This window comes from Nocardia aobensis NBRC 100429 (assembly GCF_000308375.1).
GTDB lineage: Bacteria > Actinomycetota > Actinomycetes > Mycobacteriales > Mycobacteriaceae > Nocardia > Nocardia aobensis.
On sequence record NZ_BAFQ01000051.1, the window covers coordinates 1 to 15,502 of the forward strand.

13 protein-coding genes are annotated in these 15,502 nt (G+C 69.6%); 5 read left to right on the plus strand and 8 right to left on the minus strand.

The genetic code is table 11. From position 1 onward, the window contains the following. Positions 1-223 precede the first annotated feature (223 nt). Complete coding sequence (locus tag RJ03_RS06300; protein WP_036498811.1) at positions 224-1,027, plus strand: SAM-dependent methyltransferase; 804 nt, start codon at positions 224-226, stop codon at positions 1,025-1,027. 31 nt (positions 1,028-1,058) lie between these two features. Then, positions 1,059-2,354 (plus strand): sensor domain-containing diguanylate cyclase, encoded by a 1,296-nt coding sequence (locus RJ03_RS06305; RefSeq protein WP_036498814.1) that lies wholly within the window; start codon positions 1,059-1,061, stop codon positions 2,352-2,354. Here RJ03_RS06305 and RJ03_RS34860 read toward each other — a convergent pair. Further along, positions 2,348-2,788 (minus strand): MerR family transcriptional regulator, encoded by a 441-nt coding sequence (locus RJ03_RS34860; RefSeq protein ID WP_051024380.1) that lies wholly within the window; start codon positions 2,786-2,788, stop codon positions 2,348-2,350. The two genes, RJ03_RS06305 and RJ03_RS34860, sit on opposite strands and share 7 nt — an antisense overlap. 105 nt (positions 2,789-2,893) lie before the next feature. Here RJ03_RS34860 and RJ03_RS06315 point away from each other — a divergent pair, with 105 nt between their 5' ends. Beyond that, entirely contained in the window at positions 2,894-3,844 is a 951-nt protein-coding gene (locus RJ03_RS06315) for an MBL fold metallo-hydrolase (protein ID WP_036498817.1), read from the plus strand. 117 nt (positions 3,845-3,961) lie between these two features. Beyond that, complete coding sequence (locus RJ03_RS06320; RefSeq protein WP_036498820.1) at positions 3,962-5,035, plus strand: aminotransferase class V-fold PLP-dependent enzyme; 1,074 nt, start codon at positions 3,962-3,964, stop codon at positions 5,033-5,035. 11 nt (positions 5,036-5,046) lie between these two features. On the opposite strand, the gene RJ03_RS06325 is transcribed toward RJ03_RS06320, so the two are convergent. The 5 genes from RJ03_RS06325 to RJ03_RS06345 all read right to left on the minus strand — a co-directional run bounded on the left by RJ03_RS06325 (position 5,047) and on the right by RJ03_RS06345 (position 11,067). Next, a complete protein-coding gene (locus RJ03_RS06325) occupies positions 5,047-7,542 on the minus strand; it encodes an ATP-binding protein (protein ID WP_036498822.1) in 2,496 nt (831 codons plus the stop codon). Further along, positions 7,539-8,912 carry a LuxR C-terminal-related transcriptional regulator gene (locus tag RJ03_RS06330; protein WP_036498824.1) on the minus strand — a complete coding sequence of 458 codons (1,374 nt, stop codon included), beginning with the start codon at positions 8,910-8,912 and terminating at the stop codon, positions 7,539-7,541. Before RJ03_RS06330 ends, RJ03_RS06325 begins: the two co-directional genes overlap by 4 nt. A gap of 64 nt (positions 8,913-8,976) precedes the next feature. Further along, a complete protein-coding gene (locus RJ03_RS06335) occupies positions 8,977-9,561 on the minus strand; it encodes a dihydrofolate reductase family protein (protein ID WP_036498827.1) in 585 nt (194 codons plus the stop codon). 120 nt (positions 9,562-9,681) lie between these two features. Then, entirely contained in the window at positions 9,682-10,191 is a 510-nt protein-coding gene (locus tag RJ03_RS06340; RefSeq protein WP_051024381.1) for a hypothetical protein, read from the minus strand. Positions 10,192-10,332: 141 nt separating this feature from the next. Beyond that, positions 10,333-11,067 (minus strand): MerR family transcriptional regulator, encoded by a 735-nt coding sequence (locus tag RJ03_RS06345; RefSeq protein ID WP_036498832.1) that lies wholly within the window; start codon positions 11,065-11,067, stop codon positions 10,333-10,335. A gap of 117 nt (positions 11,068-11,184) precedes the next feature. Here RJ03_RS06345 and RJ03_RS06350 point away from each other — a divergent pair, with 117 nt between their 5' ends. Beyond that, the gene (locus tag RJ03_RS06350) at positions 11,185-11,550 is read left to right on the plus strand and encodes a DUF1707 SHOCT-like domain-containing protein (protein ID WP_036498834.1); all 366 of its coding nucleotides are present in this window, start codon (positions 11,185-11,187) and stop codon (positions 11,548-11,550) included. 6 nt (positions 11,551-11,556) lie between these two features. On the opposite strand, the gene RJ03_RS06355 is transcribed toward RJ03_RS06350, so the two are convergent. Together RJ03_RS06355 and RJ03_RS06360 are read right to left on the minus strand one after the other, a co-directional pair. Beyond that, the gene (locus RJ03_RS06355; RefSeq protein WP_036498837.1) at positions 11,557-13,986 is read right to left on the minus strand and encodes a serine/threonine-protein kinase; all 2,430 of its coding nucleotides are present in this window, start codon (positions 13,984-13,986) and stop codon (positions 11,557-11,559) included. Between the two features lie 127 nt (positions 13,987-14,113). Further along, positions 14,114-15,502: amino acid permease (locus RJ03_RS06360; protein ID WP_051024382.1), on the minus strand; the 1,389-nt coding region annotated here is incomplete at its 5' end.

Below are 15,502 nucleotides of genomic sequence, written 5' to 3' on the forward strand. Positions count from 1 at the left end.
CCGCAGTGGGGCACCCGGCGGCTGCCGTGGCGGGCGGGCGCCGTCGCGATCACCGGCGATGCCGAACTCGGCGCCCGCGTCCTCGACTCGATCAATCTGGTCTGAGCGGCCGATGTGTGTCCGCCGACCGGCCCGGCGTGGGCGTACAGTTGGGCTTCGACAAGATCGGCCCCGGACCCTGCGGTCAGGCGGGCCGATTCTCGATCGGCAAGAGGGGATTCGAGTGGACAGGCCAGCGTGGGCGCCCGAGGGCGTGGATATGCAGCGGCCCAGCCCGGCCCGGATGTACGACGCGCTGCTGGGCGGTTCCCACAACTTCGAAGTGGACCGGTGGGCCGCGGCGGAGGGGCGCAAGCTGGTGCCGGATCTGCCGCGGCTGGCACTGAGCAACCGCGCCTTCCTGCGCCGAGCGGTCCGATTCATGATCGACTCCGGGATCCGGCAGTTCCTCGATGTCGGATCGGGTATTCCCACTGCCGGGAACGTGCACGAGGTCGCGCAGGACATCGATCCCTCGATCCGGGTTCTCTACGTCGACATCGACCCCGTCGCGGTCACCCATGCGGCCACCATCCTGCACGGCAACGACCGCGCGGGCGCCATCGAGGCGGATCTGCGCAAGCCGGAGGAACTGCTCACCCGCGCCCGTGAGACCGGCTTGATCGACTTCGATCGACCCGTCGGTCTGCTGCTGGTCGCCGTGTTGCATCTGCTGCAGGACGAGGAACGTCCGCGCGAGCAGGTCGCCGCGTTGCGGGCAGCCGTGGCGCCGAGCAGCTATATCGCGATCTCCCATCTGTCCTCGGCACACCGGCCGGAGGCGGCCGCCCGGATTCACGAGGAATCGACCAGCGGCGTCGGAATCCGTTTTCGCGACCGCGCATCGATCGTCGATATGTTCACCGGCTGGGAACCGGTCGAACCGGGCATCGTCGAACTACCGCTGTGGCGCCCGGAATCCGAGCGTGACCTGCACGAAACGCCGGGACGCTCGCTCGGTTTGGGCGGCGTGGGGCACAAGGTGTGACGGGGTCCACGGGATAGGCAGGGGTTGCAGGGTGGGTTCGCAGGAGTTGGCGGCGCGGTGGGCCGACGCACTCGACGGAGTGGTCGCGCCGACGCTGACGCGAACCGAGATCGAGGCCCTGCTCACCGGCCTGTGTGAGGAACTGCTGGGCGCGCTGCGCGGCGCCGTAGGCCTCGACGCGGCCCGGCTGGCCGCCTCGTCGCTGGTCGCCGCGAACTATCGCGACGATGCCGCGGTGAGCCGATCGGTCGCGGTGATCTGCCGCGATATGGTCGCCGAAATCTGCCCGGAGCCCGGCGACCCCGACTACGAGACCGTGCGCGATCGCGCCGTCACCGTGGCCGGAGAGTTCGCCGCCGGATTCACCGCGGCACTGCGCGGCGCCGCCCTGGCCGAGCAGGAGACCACGCTGAGCGCCGCCCTGGCCGCGGTCCGGGAGGAACAGGCGCGGCGCCAGCTGTCGGAGGCCCGGTTCGGCGCCATCTTCGCCGGCGCCTCGGTGGGAATCGGCACCATCGACGCCGAGACCGGCAGGGTCCGCGACGTGAACGCCGCCTTCGCCGAGATGCTCGGTGTGCCGATCGACCTGATCATCGGCCGGTCGGTGGCGGCGGTGCTCGGCGAGGACAACATCGGTGAGGCCTACACCCACTTCCAGCAGTTGCTGACCGGCGGCCTGGACCGGTTCCGGATGGAGACCTCGCTCACCCGGCCCGACGGCCATCACTCCGATATCGACCTGTCCATGTCGGTGGTTCGGGACGCGCGCGGCAGCGTGCGATTCCTCATCGGGGTGGCCGTCGACATCACCGAACGCAAGGCGCTGGCCGACCGGCTCTGGTACGAGGCCCATCACGACGACCTGACCGGGCTCGCCAACCGGCTGCTGTTCTTCGACCGGCTCACGCGGGCCGAGCCGCCCATCGGCCTGTGCTATCTCGACCTGGACGGGTTCAAGGAGATCAACGACGATTACGGCCACACCATCGGTGATCGCGTGCTGCGCACGGTCGCCGAGCGGCTGGGAGCGGCCGCCGGGCCCGACGGGCTGGCCGCACGGATCGGCGGCGACGAGTTCATCGTGCTGATCGAGCAGTGCACAGGTGAGGCTCGACTGGTGGACATGTCGGCCCGGCTGCTGGCGGCGCTCGGCGAACCGGTGGAGGTGGCCGGTGGGTCGATCACGGTGGGCGCGTCGATCGGAACCGCGCTGGTCACCCGGCAACCCGAGGCGGTCGACGATCTCATGCACGCGGTCGACACCGCGATGTACCGCAACAAGACTGCGCGGCAGCGCCCCGGCAGCCGGTCACGCCTGCCTCAGTGAGCGGACAGCGTCGAGGGGGCTCGATCCGCGAGTTCCTGCCGGTCTCGCTCATCGCCGTACGCGGCGAGGAAACCGGAGCAGTCGGGGCATTCGGAGAGGATCGGATGCCGGCAGTCGAGGATGTGGGCGAGGAAGCGATCGGTGGCCTCGAACAGGTCGATGCGGCGGCGCAACTGGGCCCGCTCGTCGGCGATCAGGGCCAGCCGCTCGTCGCGCCCGGAGAGGCCGAGCTCCCGGATCCGGCGCAGCGACAACCCGGTGCGCTGCAGGGTGCGGATCAGCCGGGCCCGGTCGAGCGTCTGCTCGTCGTAGGCGCGATGCCCGGAGGGGCTACGCGCCGGGTGCAGCAGTCCGACCGATTCCCAGTGGCGCAGCACATGCGCCTCGACTCCGACCGCCACGGCGGCGTCACCGATCTTCAGTCCCTCGTCCATCGCGGGCCTCACCCCTTTACTTCATGTCGACCTTAAGTTTTATCGTGCCACGACACGTGGCGGCGATCCCGTCGTCCGCGACCACCCATAGAAGGGACGGATGACATGCCGGATCAGGTGAAGACACCGAGTGTGCTCGAATGCTGCACTGTCGCAGCGGGTTCCGTACGCGGGCTGATGCTGCCCCGGCGGCTCGACCGGCGCTTCCTGGCCTCGATTTCCGACGCCGGGCTGCCCGAGCCGCAGGGCACCGTCTCGGTGCGCGCGCTGCCGCAGGCACCGCGGTCGGTGCCGACGGCGGCGGTCGTGGAGGGAACGTTCACCCCGCGCCGGATCGACAACGCGCTGACCGCCTTCGTCGTCGAGCATCCGCAGGCCCGGTTCGTGGTCGATCCCGGCGTCTGCCTGGATGCCGAGCGGCGTGCGATCGCGCAGCTCCCCGCGGTCCTGCGGGTCGCGGTGCGGCCACCGGCCGCCACCGTGGCGACCGTCGACTCGCTGCGTGAGCACGATCCCCGGCCGCTGGATTTCGCCCTGCCCACGCACGCGCATTGGGACCATGTGTGCGGTCTGCTGGATCTGCCCGGACTGCCGGTGCACATGCATCGCGTCGAGCAGCAGTGGATCACGACCGGTCCGGTCGCGCCGGTCGGCGGCGTTCGCGATGCGCTGCGGGAGCGGCCGGTGGTCGAATACGACCTCGACGGACCGCCGGTGCTGACGTTCACCGCGAGCCACGATCTGTTCGGTGACGGGTCCGTGGTGCTGGTGGATCTGGCCGGGCACACCCCCGGCAGTATCGGCGTGCTCGCCCACACCCGGCGCGGCTGGGTACTGCTCGCCGGTGATGCCGCCTGGCATCATCTGCAGATCGACAAGGTCCGCCAGAAGGCAAGCTACCCGGGCGGTTTCGCCGATGACGATCGCGATCTGACCTTCCGCACCCTGCACCGGCTGCACCTGGCGCGCACGACGGTGACGGTGGTGCCGACCCACGACCACGCGGCCGCCCAGCGGTTGCGGGCCGAGGAGGTGGGCGCGGCGAACGACAGCTGACGTCGCGGCGAGCGGCCTCCGCCACGTCCGGCCGCGGGAGATTCGGCATCTTCGAGCGGTCCAGCGAGCCCCGGCTGGCTATGGACCGGCGGGCCACTCGCTCGCGACCATGGCCTCATGACCTCCTCGGCGTATGTTCCCGCTCTGGCCGGCCACGAATTCGCGGTCGACACCACCTATCTCGACACCGCCTCGTACGGCATTCCGCCGGCCCGCGCGTTCACCGCGGTGCGTGCTGTCCTCGACGGGTGGGCCGGCGGACATCGCGCACCCTCGCGCTACGACGATCGGGTGGATCGACTGCGCGCCGCCTACGCCCGCCTCCTCGACGGCGCGACGGCAGCCGATGTGGCGATCGGCAATTCGGCCGCCGCCCTCATCGGACCGGCCGCCGCGGCACTGGCCCCCGGCTCCGAAGTGCTGGTCGCCGCAGGCGATTTCGCCTCCGTGCCCAATCCGTTCCGCTACCGCGGGGATCTGCGGGTGCGCACGGTGGAACTGGAGCGACTCGCCGAGGAGGTACGGCCGGATACCGCACTGGTGGCGTGCAGTCTCGTCCAGTCCGCCGACGGCCGGACGGTCGACACGGCGCGGTTGCGCGCGGCCACCACGGCACACGACGCGCTGTTGCTGTTCGACGTCTCGCAGGCCGCGGGCTGGTTACCGCTGCGATTCGCCGATGCCGACATCTGGGTGTGCGCGAGTTTCAAGTGGCTGCTCGGCGCCCGCAGTGTCGGGCTGCTGGCGATCCGGCCGGAGATCGCCGACCGGGTGCGCCCGCATGCGCCGGGCTGGTACGCGGCCGCCGACCGCTGGGCGGAAATGTATGCGCCGCAACGGCTTGCCGACACCGCACGGCGCTTCGACGCCACGCCCGATTGGCTCGGTGTGGTGGGTGCGCTGGCCGGAGCGGAACTGCTGGAGGAGTTGACCGTTCCGGCGATCCAGGCCCACGATCTGGCACTGGCCGACCGCTTCCGCGCCGGACTGGACGACCTCGGCTTCACACCCGTTCCCGGACGAGCGCCGATCGTGTCCATTCCGGGCGCCGCGGCCGCCGCGGACGCCCTGGCCGAGGCCGCGGTGGTCACCACGGCCCGAGCAGGTGCGCTGCGGGTGTCCTTCCACGTCCACAACGACTCCGACGATGTCGACCGCGCGCTGAAAGCCTTGGGCGACAGTCGAAGTTGACCGGCTGGGGCTCAGAGGGTTCGGCGCAGGCGTCCCGGTGGCTGCCGTGATTCGGCTCGCACGCGATCGCGCAATGCGCCCGGAATGCGATGGATGATCGCCGAGCGGTCCGCGGCCGCGAGTTTGCGGCGAATGGTCGCGACCTGGGCGTCGACCGTGCGGACCGACGTCCCGCGGCGCACGGCGACCGCACTGTTGGTCCACCCGGCGGCCACCAGGATCGCGATCTCGCGTTCGGCGGGTGACAGTTCCTGCCACCGTGCGTCGTCCGGACCGTCCCCGGCGTCCTCGACGATCTCCAGCCGTCCGAGGAAATACCGCTGGAGTTCGTTCTCCTGCGGCCGCATCCGCCCACCGCGACGCACCGCGGCGGCGTAGCGCTGGGCGCCCAGCACCGCGGTGGCGGCTGTACGCGCGGCCAGCGATCCCTCCATCACCAGCGGCACCCGGTCCGAGGCGATCCCCATCGAACGATGCAACGCGGCGGTACCGCCCTGCAGGTAGGCGATCTCTCGCGCGGCGGCGGCGAGTTCGCCCGGGCGCGCGCCGGATTCGATACGCCGCGACAGGATCGTGGCCAGCGCGACGGTGCAGAAGTGGATGATCCAGCCCGCGGTCCAGGTATCCCCGCGATCGAGATGCGCGGCCACCGCCGCCCGGCCCCGGCGTACGGCGTCCGCGGGGTCGCCGTGGCGGATGGTGGCAACCAGTTCCGCGAACTCGGCCCAGGACACCGCCCACGGCGCATCCGTTTTCGCCGCGTCGTACAGGTGGCGGCGCACCACCCGCCCGGCCACCTCCGGGGTCGCCAGGCTGGCGGCCGCGAGCACGGTGAACAGATCACTACGCTGGGTGCCGCCGCGATCGCCGACGGCCGCGAACTTCCGGCGGGCGCGCGACAATACCTCGATCGCACGCAGGTCCAGGCGAACCAGGAACAGTTCCAGGCCCCAGGTGAATTCGACCTGGGCGGGCAGGCCGATATCGTCGGCGGTGTGCTCGCGCCATTCCCCACGCAGCACCGGATCGGTGAGACATTCGGCGGCACATTCGTCGAGGAGCCGGGAGGTGTAGTCGAACCGGCCCTGCCACACCGCGATCCAGCCGATCAGGGCCTTGGCCGAGATCCGCAGCGACGACAACGCCGGATCGTCGCCGATCACCGCGAGGGCGCGCTCCGTGAGCCCGGTGACCGCGCGGTTGGTGCCGGTGAGAAACGGCACCCGCAACGCCATCACCACGGTGGCGATCTCGAGTCCGATCACGGCCTCGTCCGGATCGGCGAGGCTGGTCTCCACCGCGAGCAGCACGTCGTTCCAGGCCGCACGGACCCAGTCGATCCACTCCATCTCGTCCGGCCCGTACCACATCGCCTGTCCGGCAACGACTTTGTCACGGAAGTAGCGGCGATGGCGGGCAGGCACCCCCGACGGTGCGGCCGAACCGTCCGGCCGCTCCTGCAGCCGGGCGCGGGCGAACGCCCGCACGCTCTCGGGCAGGAAATAGCGCACCGAGGTGGCCGTCATGCGGGTCGACACCAGCGACCGTTCCACCAGTCGCTCCAGCGTGGCGGCGATGACCGGCTCCGGCAACGCCTCGTCGGCGCAGACCTGCGCCACCGCGCTGTATTCGATTCCGCCGCTGCGGGTTTCCTCGTCACCGGGGTCGAATCCGGCGGCGAAGACCGACATCCGCTCCAGCAGCAGGCGTTCGGCGTCGGTGCACAGCCCGTACGACCAGGCGATCACGTCGCCGACGTTGCGATGACGCTCGTCGGCGCCGGCGCGCACGCCCGAAGACCAGCTCATCCACGCGTCGGAGTCGGTGCCGGTGAGATCGCGCAACACCTCGGCGACCGGACGGTAGCGCAGCCGGGCCGCGGCGAGCCGGATGAACAGCGGATTGTTGTCCACGTGCCGGCAGATCCGGGCGGCCAGTTCCAGAGTGGCGGGCTCCGCGCCGATCGGCCGGCCGGTCAGTTCGGCGCGCCGCCGGAACAGTTCCAGCGCATGGTCGTTGGTGAGTGGCGGCACCGGCACCAACCGCTCGTCGGTCCAGCCGATCGGTTCCCGGCTGGTGGCCACGACGGTGACATCCGGATTCACACTCAGCAACTCGACGATCAGCCGCGCCACCGGATGCAGGACGTGTTCACAGTTGTCGAGAACCAGGATGGTGCGAGCGGGGCCGAGCGAGCCGAAGGCGTCGAGCAGGCAGTCCTCGGCGCTGCGGCCGGTGGGATCGGTCGGTGCGACGGTTCGCACGATCTCCTCGGCGACCGCCTCGACGCCGGCGCCGGTTTCCAGCCGCGCCAGCCGCACCCACAGCACCTGATCGCGACCGGGCCGCTGGGACCGGCGCAACGCCTCGGTGGCCAGCGTCGTCTTACCGATCCCACCCGGCCCGAGCAGAGTGATCAACCGGGGCCCACCGGGGTCGAGCAGTTCTGCGATGCCGCGCAGTTCCGCGGTCCGGCCGACGAATTGGGATATCCACGGTGTGGTCACGACCGCGCCGTCTCGCGCCGGGCCCGGGCCTCGGATCGCATCCGTTCCCGGGCCTCGGCGGGCAGATGCCGGGCGATCTGCCCGCGAGAGGTGATCTGCAACTTCTGCCGGACCATCGCCACCTGCGCATCGACCGTGCGCACCGAACTGCGGCGGCGCACGGCGATGGCACTGTTGGGCCAGCCGGCGGCCGCCAGCACCGCCACCTCACGTTCCGCCCGCGACAGGCTCTCCCAGCGATCCGACTCGGGCCGCGGCGCCGCCACCGCGGCGACCGGCGGTTGCGCCGTGGCGACACACGGCTGCTGCGGCAGTGCCGACCCCTCGGCGCGGCGCACCTCGAGCCGGCGCAGCTGCAGATGCCGGGCGGCGAGCCGATTGGCTTCGACCGGATCACGCCGATGCAGTTCGGCGCGCGCGACGAGGCGCACACATTCGGTGAGATACCACCGCGCCGAGGTGGCCGTCAGTCGCACGATCACCAGCGAACGTTCCACCAGCCGATCCAGTGCCGATTCGATCGACGCCGCCGGCAAGGCGTCGTCGGCGCAGAGCGCCACGATCGCCTCCCGATCGGCTCCGCCGCCCGGGGAACCACCCGGAAAGACCGACAGGCGTTGCAGCAGAAGCGATTCCGTCGGTGTACAGCGACTCGTGGACCACGCGATGTTGGCGCCGATATCGCGGTGGCGCGCTTCGACCCCCACCCGGGCACTGTCGGACCACTGCAGACGGCGGTCGTAGGCATCGCCGCTCACCTCGTGCAACACGGTGGTGGGCGGGTTGTGCCGCAATCTGATCGCGGCGAGCCGCAGGCCGAACGGATTGTGGCTCATATGGGCACAGATCCGCCGGAGGATATCGTCGTCCGCACCGCCGGCGGTGCGGCCGGTGAGCTCCATGCGAATGCGCAACAGCCGCAATGCCTGTGCGGGATCGAGCGACGGCACCTGAACGAGTTGTTCGTCGATCCAGCCGATCGGCTCGCGACTGGTGGCGACGACGGTCAGGGCAGGGTCGGCTTCGAGCAGGTCCGCGAGCTCGGTCGCGAGGGCGGTCACGAGGCGATCGCAGCTGTCGAGGACCAGGACGTGCGGGGCGCCGTCCGGCCGGGGCGCGAGATCGCGGAGTTCGGCGATCGCCGTCTCGGCGTCCAGTTCCGCCAGCGCCAGCCAGCGCGTGGGTAGTTCGACATCGCGGCGCAGCGTTTCGATGGCCAGCCTGGTCTTGCCGATGCCGCCGGGACCGGTCAGGGTGATCAGCCGCGCGCCACGGGCGATCAGCGCCGCTATCCGCTCTCGCTGCGCGGACCTGCCCACGAACTCACTGCTGGTGGCGGGCAGTACACCGATACGCGATCGCTGGAACATAGTAGGAACAAGTTAGCCCACCGTGCCCCCGTCGCGTGTCCGGATTCGATACCGCGATCTGCGGCTACCCCATTCGCGCGACCGGCGTGGCCTGCTGATAATGCATCTGCACGACCGCACTGTCGAAGGTCATGATGTCCACCAGCTGCAGTCCCGCCGTGTCCAGCGGTTTCGGGAACAACGGCACACCCCCGCCGAGCAGCAGCGGATGCACGAACAGCCGGTATTCGTCGACGAGATCGTGTTCGAGGAAGTACGAGGCGGTCTGGGCGCCGCCGAAGACCACGACGGGTCCGGTGGAGGCCGCCCGCAGCGCGCCGATCTCGGCGATCGGATCCGCACCGACCACCCGGGTGTTCCAGCCCGGATCGCGCAGCGTGTGGGAGAAGACCAGTTTCGGGGTGCGCTTCCAGCAGCGCGCGAATTCGACGTAGAACGGCGAGATGGCCGGATCGGCATCGGCATAGGGCCAGAACGCGGCCATGATCTCGAATGTCTTGCGCCCGTAGACGAAAACCTCCGCCGCCCGCAGTTCGTCCAGGAAGGACTCACACAGCTCTTCGTCCACTACCGGCCAGTGAATTTCCTGGTCGGGCCCCTCCGCGTATCCGTCGAGCGACATCTGCATCCACAGTGTCACGCCTGCCATCGCTCACCCATCTGCCGTTACCTGCCGACGAATGATTGTTCCCCCGGGTGGGGGCGGCGCGCATCGGTAATGTTCGGGCGCACCTACTTAAGTAGGTCGCGCCCGATACCTAGTTGCGGATCAGAGCAGTTCGCCGTCGCGGCACAGGCTCGACGAGCGCCAGGTCGGCGCCGGGCCCGCGCCCTCGAAACGCCACTGGGAGATCGGCCCGGCCGCGCGCCAGTAGAGACCGCCCGAGGCCGGAACCGCCTCGTACACATCCTCGGTTCCCGCGATCAGCTGATCGCCCACGCAGTAGTCGTTGTAGGAGGTGCCCGGCTGGCGCGCGCCGGGACTGAAGCGACCGGCCGGGTTACCGAGCGCGCCCGGATTGGCCACGGTGTCGGCGCGGTGGGACGGACCGTCCGCATTCCACCGGGCGGCGCCGAAAAGGTCACTGCGGCAACTGAATGCCCAGCCGCCGGCATGCACCTGGGCCCCCGGGGCGAAGGCGGCGCCGGCCCACAGACAGTACGGACCGGGCGCCTGCGCCGCGGCCGGACCGGCGGACAGGCCCACGACGGCGGCGCCCGCGACGGTCGCGGCCAGCAGCAGGGCTCGGGTGGTGCGGGCAAAGGTGGCTGCGGTCATCGGTGTGTCTCCGTTCAATCGTGCACTTCCGACGCTGATGGTCAGAAGTATCGGCCACACCGATAATGTACCGTTAGACAACGGCACGTTATATCGCGAAATCTTCCCACCGTTGGGGGTAGAGATTGTCGCGACGAACGCTCAGGAGTCGGCGAGCGCTTCGTTCAGCGCGCTGTCCTGATCGAGATACCGGGCCACGAAACGGCCGATCAGTTCGGCGCCCGCCTGCGCCGGGACGGTCCGGATCACCTCCGAGCCCGCGGCCAGCCCGGCCACGTCCGCGGGTGTGCCCGCGGAGTCCTGGAAGCCGGTCCACACCGTGCGCTGGAAGAGGTCCGCGAAGCGACGCGCGATCCGGTCGCATTCGGTCGCCAGCCGCTCGAACTCGGCGATGATCTCCGGCTCCGGCACGCCCGCGGCGGACAGCCGGTCGGCGGCCTGCAGCAACATCGGGTCGGCAGCGCGGTAGGTGCTGGCGTCGACCGGTTCGTAGAGGCCGAGCGCGACCACCCGCGCCAGCCCGTTGGGTACCTCCTGCAATCGCTGCGCCAGATCGGTCGCGGCGATCGTCGCACCGGCCGGTGATTCGGCGCCCGACGACACATCGGGTTCCGCGACGCCGAGGATGTCGCCGAGATCGTCACCGCGATCCCAGGCGTTGAGCAGTTCCTTGATGCCGTTGAGCTTGATGCCACGGTCGAGCAACCGGCTGATCGTCCGCACCCGGTTGAGGTGTTCGGCGCTGTAGAAACCGGTACGACCCTTGACCTGCGGCGGCGGAAGCACACCGCGCTCGTGGTACACCCGCAGGCTGCGCACGGTGGTCCCCGCCTCACGCGCGAGCTCGTCGATGGTGTACTCGGTCCGGGTCGTCATACATCAAGGAAACCACACCGAAACATGCGCGGATCGAAACCGTGCGGCGGCATGCCGGTTCCCATCTTTGGCGGTTCGATTGCGATCCGCGGGCGTAGCCGACCTATTCTGCTGTGCATGGACGATATGGCGGACGCGCGCCCCAGCGCCGCCGAGCGAGAGCGCGCACTGCAGGAATTGTCACAGCAACTGGGCGCCGGCAGATTGACCCTGCCCGAATTCGACGAGCGCACCGCACTGGCGACCCGGGCCGATACCCGCGTCGAGCTGGCGGCCCTGTTCACCGATCTGCCCGTCGTCACCCCCGATCCGCCCGCCGCACCCGCGCCCGCCAATCCGCTCCCCTCCCTGGCCGTTCTGGCCGGTGCCATCACGGTCTTCGCCGTGGTGTCGGCGTGGGCGGCCGGAAACTGGCTGTGGCTGTTGCTGATCGCCGCGGCGCCGGTGGCCGTCGTGCTCTGGCGCGTGCGCGGAGTCGCCTGAGCCGGTTCACCATCGGGTGCGCGGACGCACCTGATTGGCCAGATCGACGAGCCGGTAGCGATGCAGCCGGCCCGGCGCCGTGCGGGCGAGCGCGCGCAGCGAGGTCTCGAGGCCCAGCTGCAAACCGGATTCGGTGAGCGCGAAGCCGAGCAGGGTCGCGTCGGACCGGCGCGGCTGCCCGCCCGCGCGCAGCCATTCCAGTGCCGCACCCACCACGACGACCTGTAACTGCAGTGCCCGGGGCTCCTCCGGCAGGGCTTCCAGGCGCAGTGCGGCCGCGGCGAGGTCCTCCTCGGTCACCTCCGCCACCGGCCGGGACACGAGCAGCAGTCCACCGGTCATATGAGCGAGCGCGTAGTGCCGCGAGGTCACCGGCACCCGGTCGAGTACCGCGACGGCGTCGAGCAGTTCGCCGTCGGCGGCCAGTCGCCGCGCCAGTCCGAACGCGGCGCTGACCACACCGTGGTTGGTGCGCCAGACGGTGCGGTAGAAGTCGATCGCGGCCCGGTGCCAGCGATCCGGATCGGCCGGCAGTTCGAGATGTTGCAGGACCAGTTCGGCGGTGGCCGCCAGCGCGAGAGCCGGGGCGATCTCCCCGGGCAGCATGGCGTGCACGGTGTCGAACTGGGTGTAGGCGTGCTCGAAGGCGCCGTCGAGCAGATCGGCGATACCGCGGTACCAGGTCAGCCGCCAGTCGGTGTCGTAGTCGATCATCAACTCCCGCAACAGGGCTCGCGCCGGCTCCACCTCCCCCAGATCCAGATGGGCGCGCACCGCGGTGAGGGCGCCCTCGAGTTCGAAGGAGCCGGTGTCGGCGAGGACGCCGGAGGCGATCCGATCACGGATGCGCCGCAACGTATCCAGCGCATGCCGCGGATCTCCGTGCAGCAGCGTCGACATCAGTTCGGCACTGGGATCGGTGCTGTCCATCAGAGGAACCGGCAAGGCGGCCACCACCGCCCCCGCATCGAGGGTCGGCATCCGGTGGCGGCCGTCGACGATGCCGTCGGTCTGGCCGATCAGGGTCTCGATGCCGAAATCGCCGCGCATGGAACCGAATTCGACCGACGCCTGGGGATGTTCCCGATCGGTGTCGGTGGCCAGCACCATCCGGAGCACGCCGGTGAGCTGGCAGTACATCGAATAGGTGGAGGGGAATCGGCGGGCCGGGTCGGGATCGGTGGCGCGGCACAGCAGGCGATACAGCGACGGATAGCGAACCAGCAGCGGATGCGCCTGAGGCTCCGGCATTTCCGGTAGCTGATGGCCGCGCTCGTCGCGAGGCAAATGCATCACCAGTGCCGCCAGCGTGCGGCCGACGGTGTAGATGTCGGAGGCGACGGTGGGCCCGGTCTCGGTGATCTCGGGCGCCTGGAATCCCGGTGTGCCGTAGATACTTCCGAACGACTCCATGGCCGCCACCGCGCCCAGGTCGATCAGTTTGACCTCGTCCTCGCTGACCATGATGTTGTCGGGTTTGAGATCGTTGTAGGACAATCCGAACGAATGCAGATAGTCCAGCGCCGGCAGCACCTCCATCACGTACGCGATCGCCTCCGCCACCGGAATACGCTGCGGCGCGCGCTGATCGAGTACGCGCTTGAGCGACTGGCCGCCGACGTACTCCATCACGATGTAGCCGTCGGCGACATCACGGCCCGGGCCGCGGTGCTTGACGAAGTTGTAGATCTTCACGATGCCGGGATAGGCGACCTCCGACAGGAACTGCCGCTCCGCCAACGCGACCACGTGCGCCTCGAAATCCTGCGGATTCTGCAAACCCTTCAGTACCACCCAGCGATCGCTGACATTGCGGTCGACGGCGAGATAGATCCAGCCCAGACCACCGTGCGCCAGACAGCCCTGCACCTCGTACTGTCCGGCGACGACCTCACCCGGTTGCAGAATCGGCCGGAAGCTGTAGGGGGAACCGCATTTTCCGCAGTCCCCCGCCACCTGCCCGGCGCCCGCGTCGCTCGCGCGCCCGACCGGCGAGTTGCATTTCCAGCAGAATCGCTTCTCCTCGGGCACTTCCGGGTCGTCCAGTACCGCGGCGCGCGGATCCACCGAGACCACCCGCGGCATCTCCACCAGGCCGGCGCCCAACCGGCGTGGACTCGGCCGCGAGCGCGCGCTGCGCCCGGAGCCGGCCTCGGAGCCGAGCGTATCGACCTCGACATCCGCGGTCACCGGGCCGGAGGGCGGCTCCGGCGCGAAACCCGTTGCCGAACCAGCGTTTCCGACCGGCTCGCCGAGGAGGTGCCGCACGGACGGTTCGCCCGGAGATTCCATCGCGACGCGCAGTCGTTGCGAGGGTTCTCCCCCACCGTTGCGCCGCGTCGCCCACGGATGCGCATCCGGTCCGCGCACCTCACTGCGGCGGATGCGGCGATTCGCCCACGGATGTGGAAGGGGCGTATCGGGTCGCTCCGGCATGAGAAACCTCCCGAGGCCGCTGATGAACCGGGGCCTCATTCTCGTTCCCCGGCCACGGTCCCGCGTCCCCGAACTTCCCAACGCCGGGAACAGCTCCGCCCCGGTGGTACCGGGGCGGAGGGCGCGGCTACTTCTCGGCGTCGGGCGCTGATCCCGGCTCCCCGGGTTCGGCTGCCGACTCGGCCGCCTCGTTCTGTAGCGGACGTTCCGCCAGCACCGGGAACTGGCCGGTGTAGCCGAGGCGTTCGGTGGCCATCGCCAGCACCTTGCGGCGGGCCAGGAACCAGCCCGCGACCAGCGCCGGCAACATGACGCACACCATGGCCAGCACGGCGAAGCGCTGCACGTCGTCGTCGCTGGCGGCCATCAGGACCACCACCGCCGCCAGGAACACCAGGGTCGCGATGCTGGTGTACGGGGCGCCGATCAACCGGAACGACGGACGCTCCGCCTTGCCGATGCGCGACCAGCGCCACAACTGCAACTGGCACAGGATGATCGCCGTCCACGCGAAGATCGTGCCCAGGGCCGACATGTTCAACACGATTTCGAACGCCTTGTCCGGCACCATCGCGTTGAGTCCCACACCGATCAGCGCGATACAGCCGGTGGCGAGGATTCCGACGTACGGCACACCGGAACTCGACATGCGCGAGGCCAGCTTCGGCGCGCTGCCGTTCATCGCCATCGAGCGCAGAATCCGGCCCGTGGAGTACAACCCGGCGTTCAGGCTGGAGAACGCGGCGGTCAGCACGACCAGGTTCATGATGGACCCGGCGCCGTTCACCCCGAGTTTGGAGAAGAAGGTGACGAACGGGCTCTCGCCGGCGTGGAAGTCGCTGTAGGGCAACAGCAGTCCGAGCAGGACGAGCGAACCGACGTAGAACAGCGCGATCCGGGCGATCACCGAATTGATCGCGCGCGGCATGATCTTCTCCGGGTTCTCGGCCTCACCCGCGGCGGTGCCGATCAATTCGACTGCCGCGTAGGCGAAGACGACGCCCGTGGTGACGGTGACGAGCGGCAGGAGCCCGGTCGGGAACAGACCGCCGTGCGCGGACAGCAGGCTCGGACCGGTGGTCTGGCCGTCCAGCTCGAAGCGGCCACCGAGGATGACCACACCCACGATCAGGAAGGCGACCAGCGCGATCACCTTGATCAACGCCGCCCAGAACTCGAGCTCACCGAACCAGCGCACCGAGATCAGGTTGATGCTCACCACGATCGCCAGCGCGACCAACGCGATGAGCCACTGCGGAATGCTGCGAGTCCCTCCCCAATAGTGGACATATGTCGCGATCGCGGTGATGTCTACGATCCCGGTCATACACCAGTGGAAGAAGTACATCCAGCCGACGCCGAAGGCCAGTTTCTCGCCGTAGAACTCGCGCGCGTAGGAGACGAACGATCCCGAGGAGGGGCGATGCAGCACCAGCTCGCCGAGCGCTCGCAGGATGAAGAAGACGAAGATTCCACAGACGGCGTAGACGAGGAACAGGCCCGGGCCCGCGTCGTG

What these genes read in the sequence shown, in the direction of transcription:
- RJ03_RS06335 (WP_036498827.1), bottom strand. Translation starts at nt 9,561, where the DNA reads ATGGCAGGCGTGACACTGTGGATGCAGATGTCGCTCGACGGATACGCG.
- RJ03_RS06350 (WP_036498834.1), top strand. Translation starts at nt 11,185, where the DNA reads ATGGACGATATGGCGGACGCGCGCCCCAGCGCCGCCGAGCGAGAGCGC.
- RJ03_RS06330 (WP_036498824.1), bottom strand. Translation starts at nt 8,912, where the DNA reads ATGTTCCAGCGATCGCGTATCGGTGTACTGCCCGCCACCAGCAGTGAG.
- RJ03_RS06345 (WP_036498832.1), bottom strand. Translation starts at nt 11,067, where the DNA reads ATGACGACCCGGACCGAGTACACCATCGACGAGCTCGCGCGTGAGGCG.
- RJ03_RS34860 (WP_051024380.1), bottom strand. Translation starts at nt 2,788, where the DNA reads ATGGACGAGGGACTGAAGATCGGTGACGCCGCCGTGGCGGTCGGAGTC.
- RJ03_RS06315 (WP_036498817.1), top strand. Translation starts at nt 2,894, where the DNA reads ATGCCGGATCAGGTGAAGACACCGAGTGTGCTCGAATGCTGCACTGTC.
- RJ03_RS06340 (WP_051024381.1), bottom strand. Translation starts at nt 10,191, where the DNA reads ATGACCGCAGCCACCTTTGCCCGCACCACCCGAGCCCTGCTGCTGGCC.
- RJ03_RS06320 (WP_036498820.1), top strand. Translation starts at nt 3,962, where the DNA reads ATGACCTCCTCGGCGTATGTTCCCGCTCTGGCCGGCCACGAATTCGCG.
- RJ03_RS06355 (WP_036498837.1), bottom strand. Translation starts at nt 13,986, where the DNA reads ATGCCGGAGCGACCCGATACGCCCCTTCCACATCCGTGGGCGAATCGC.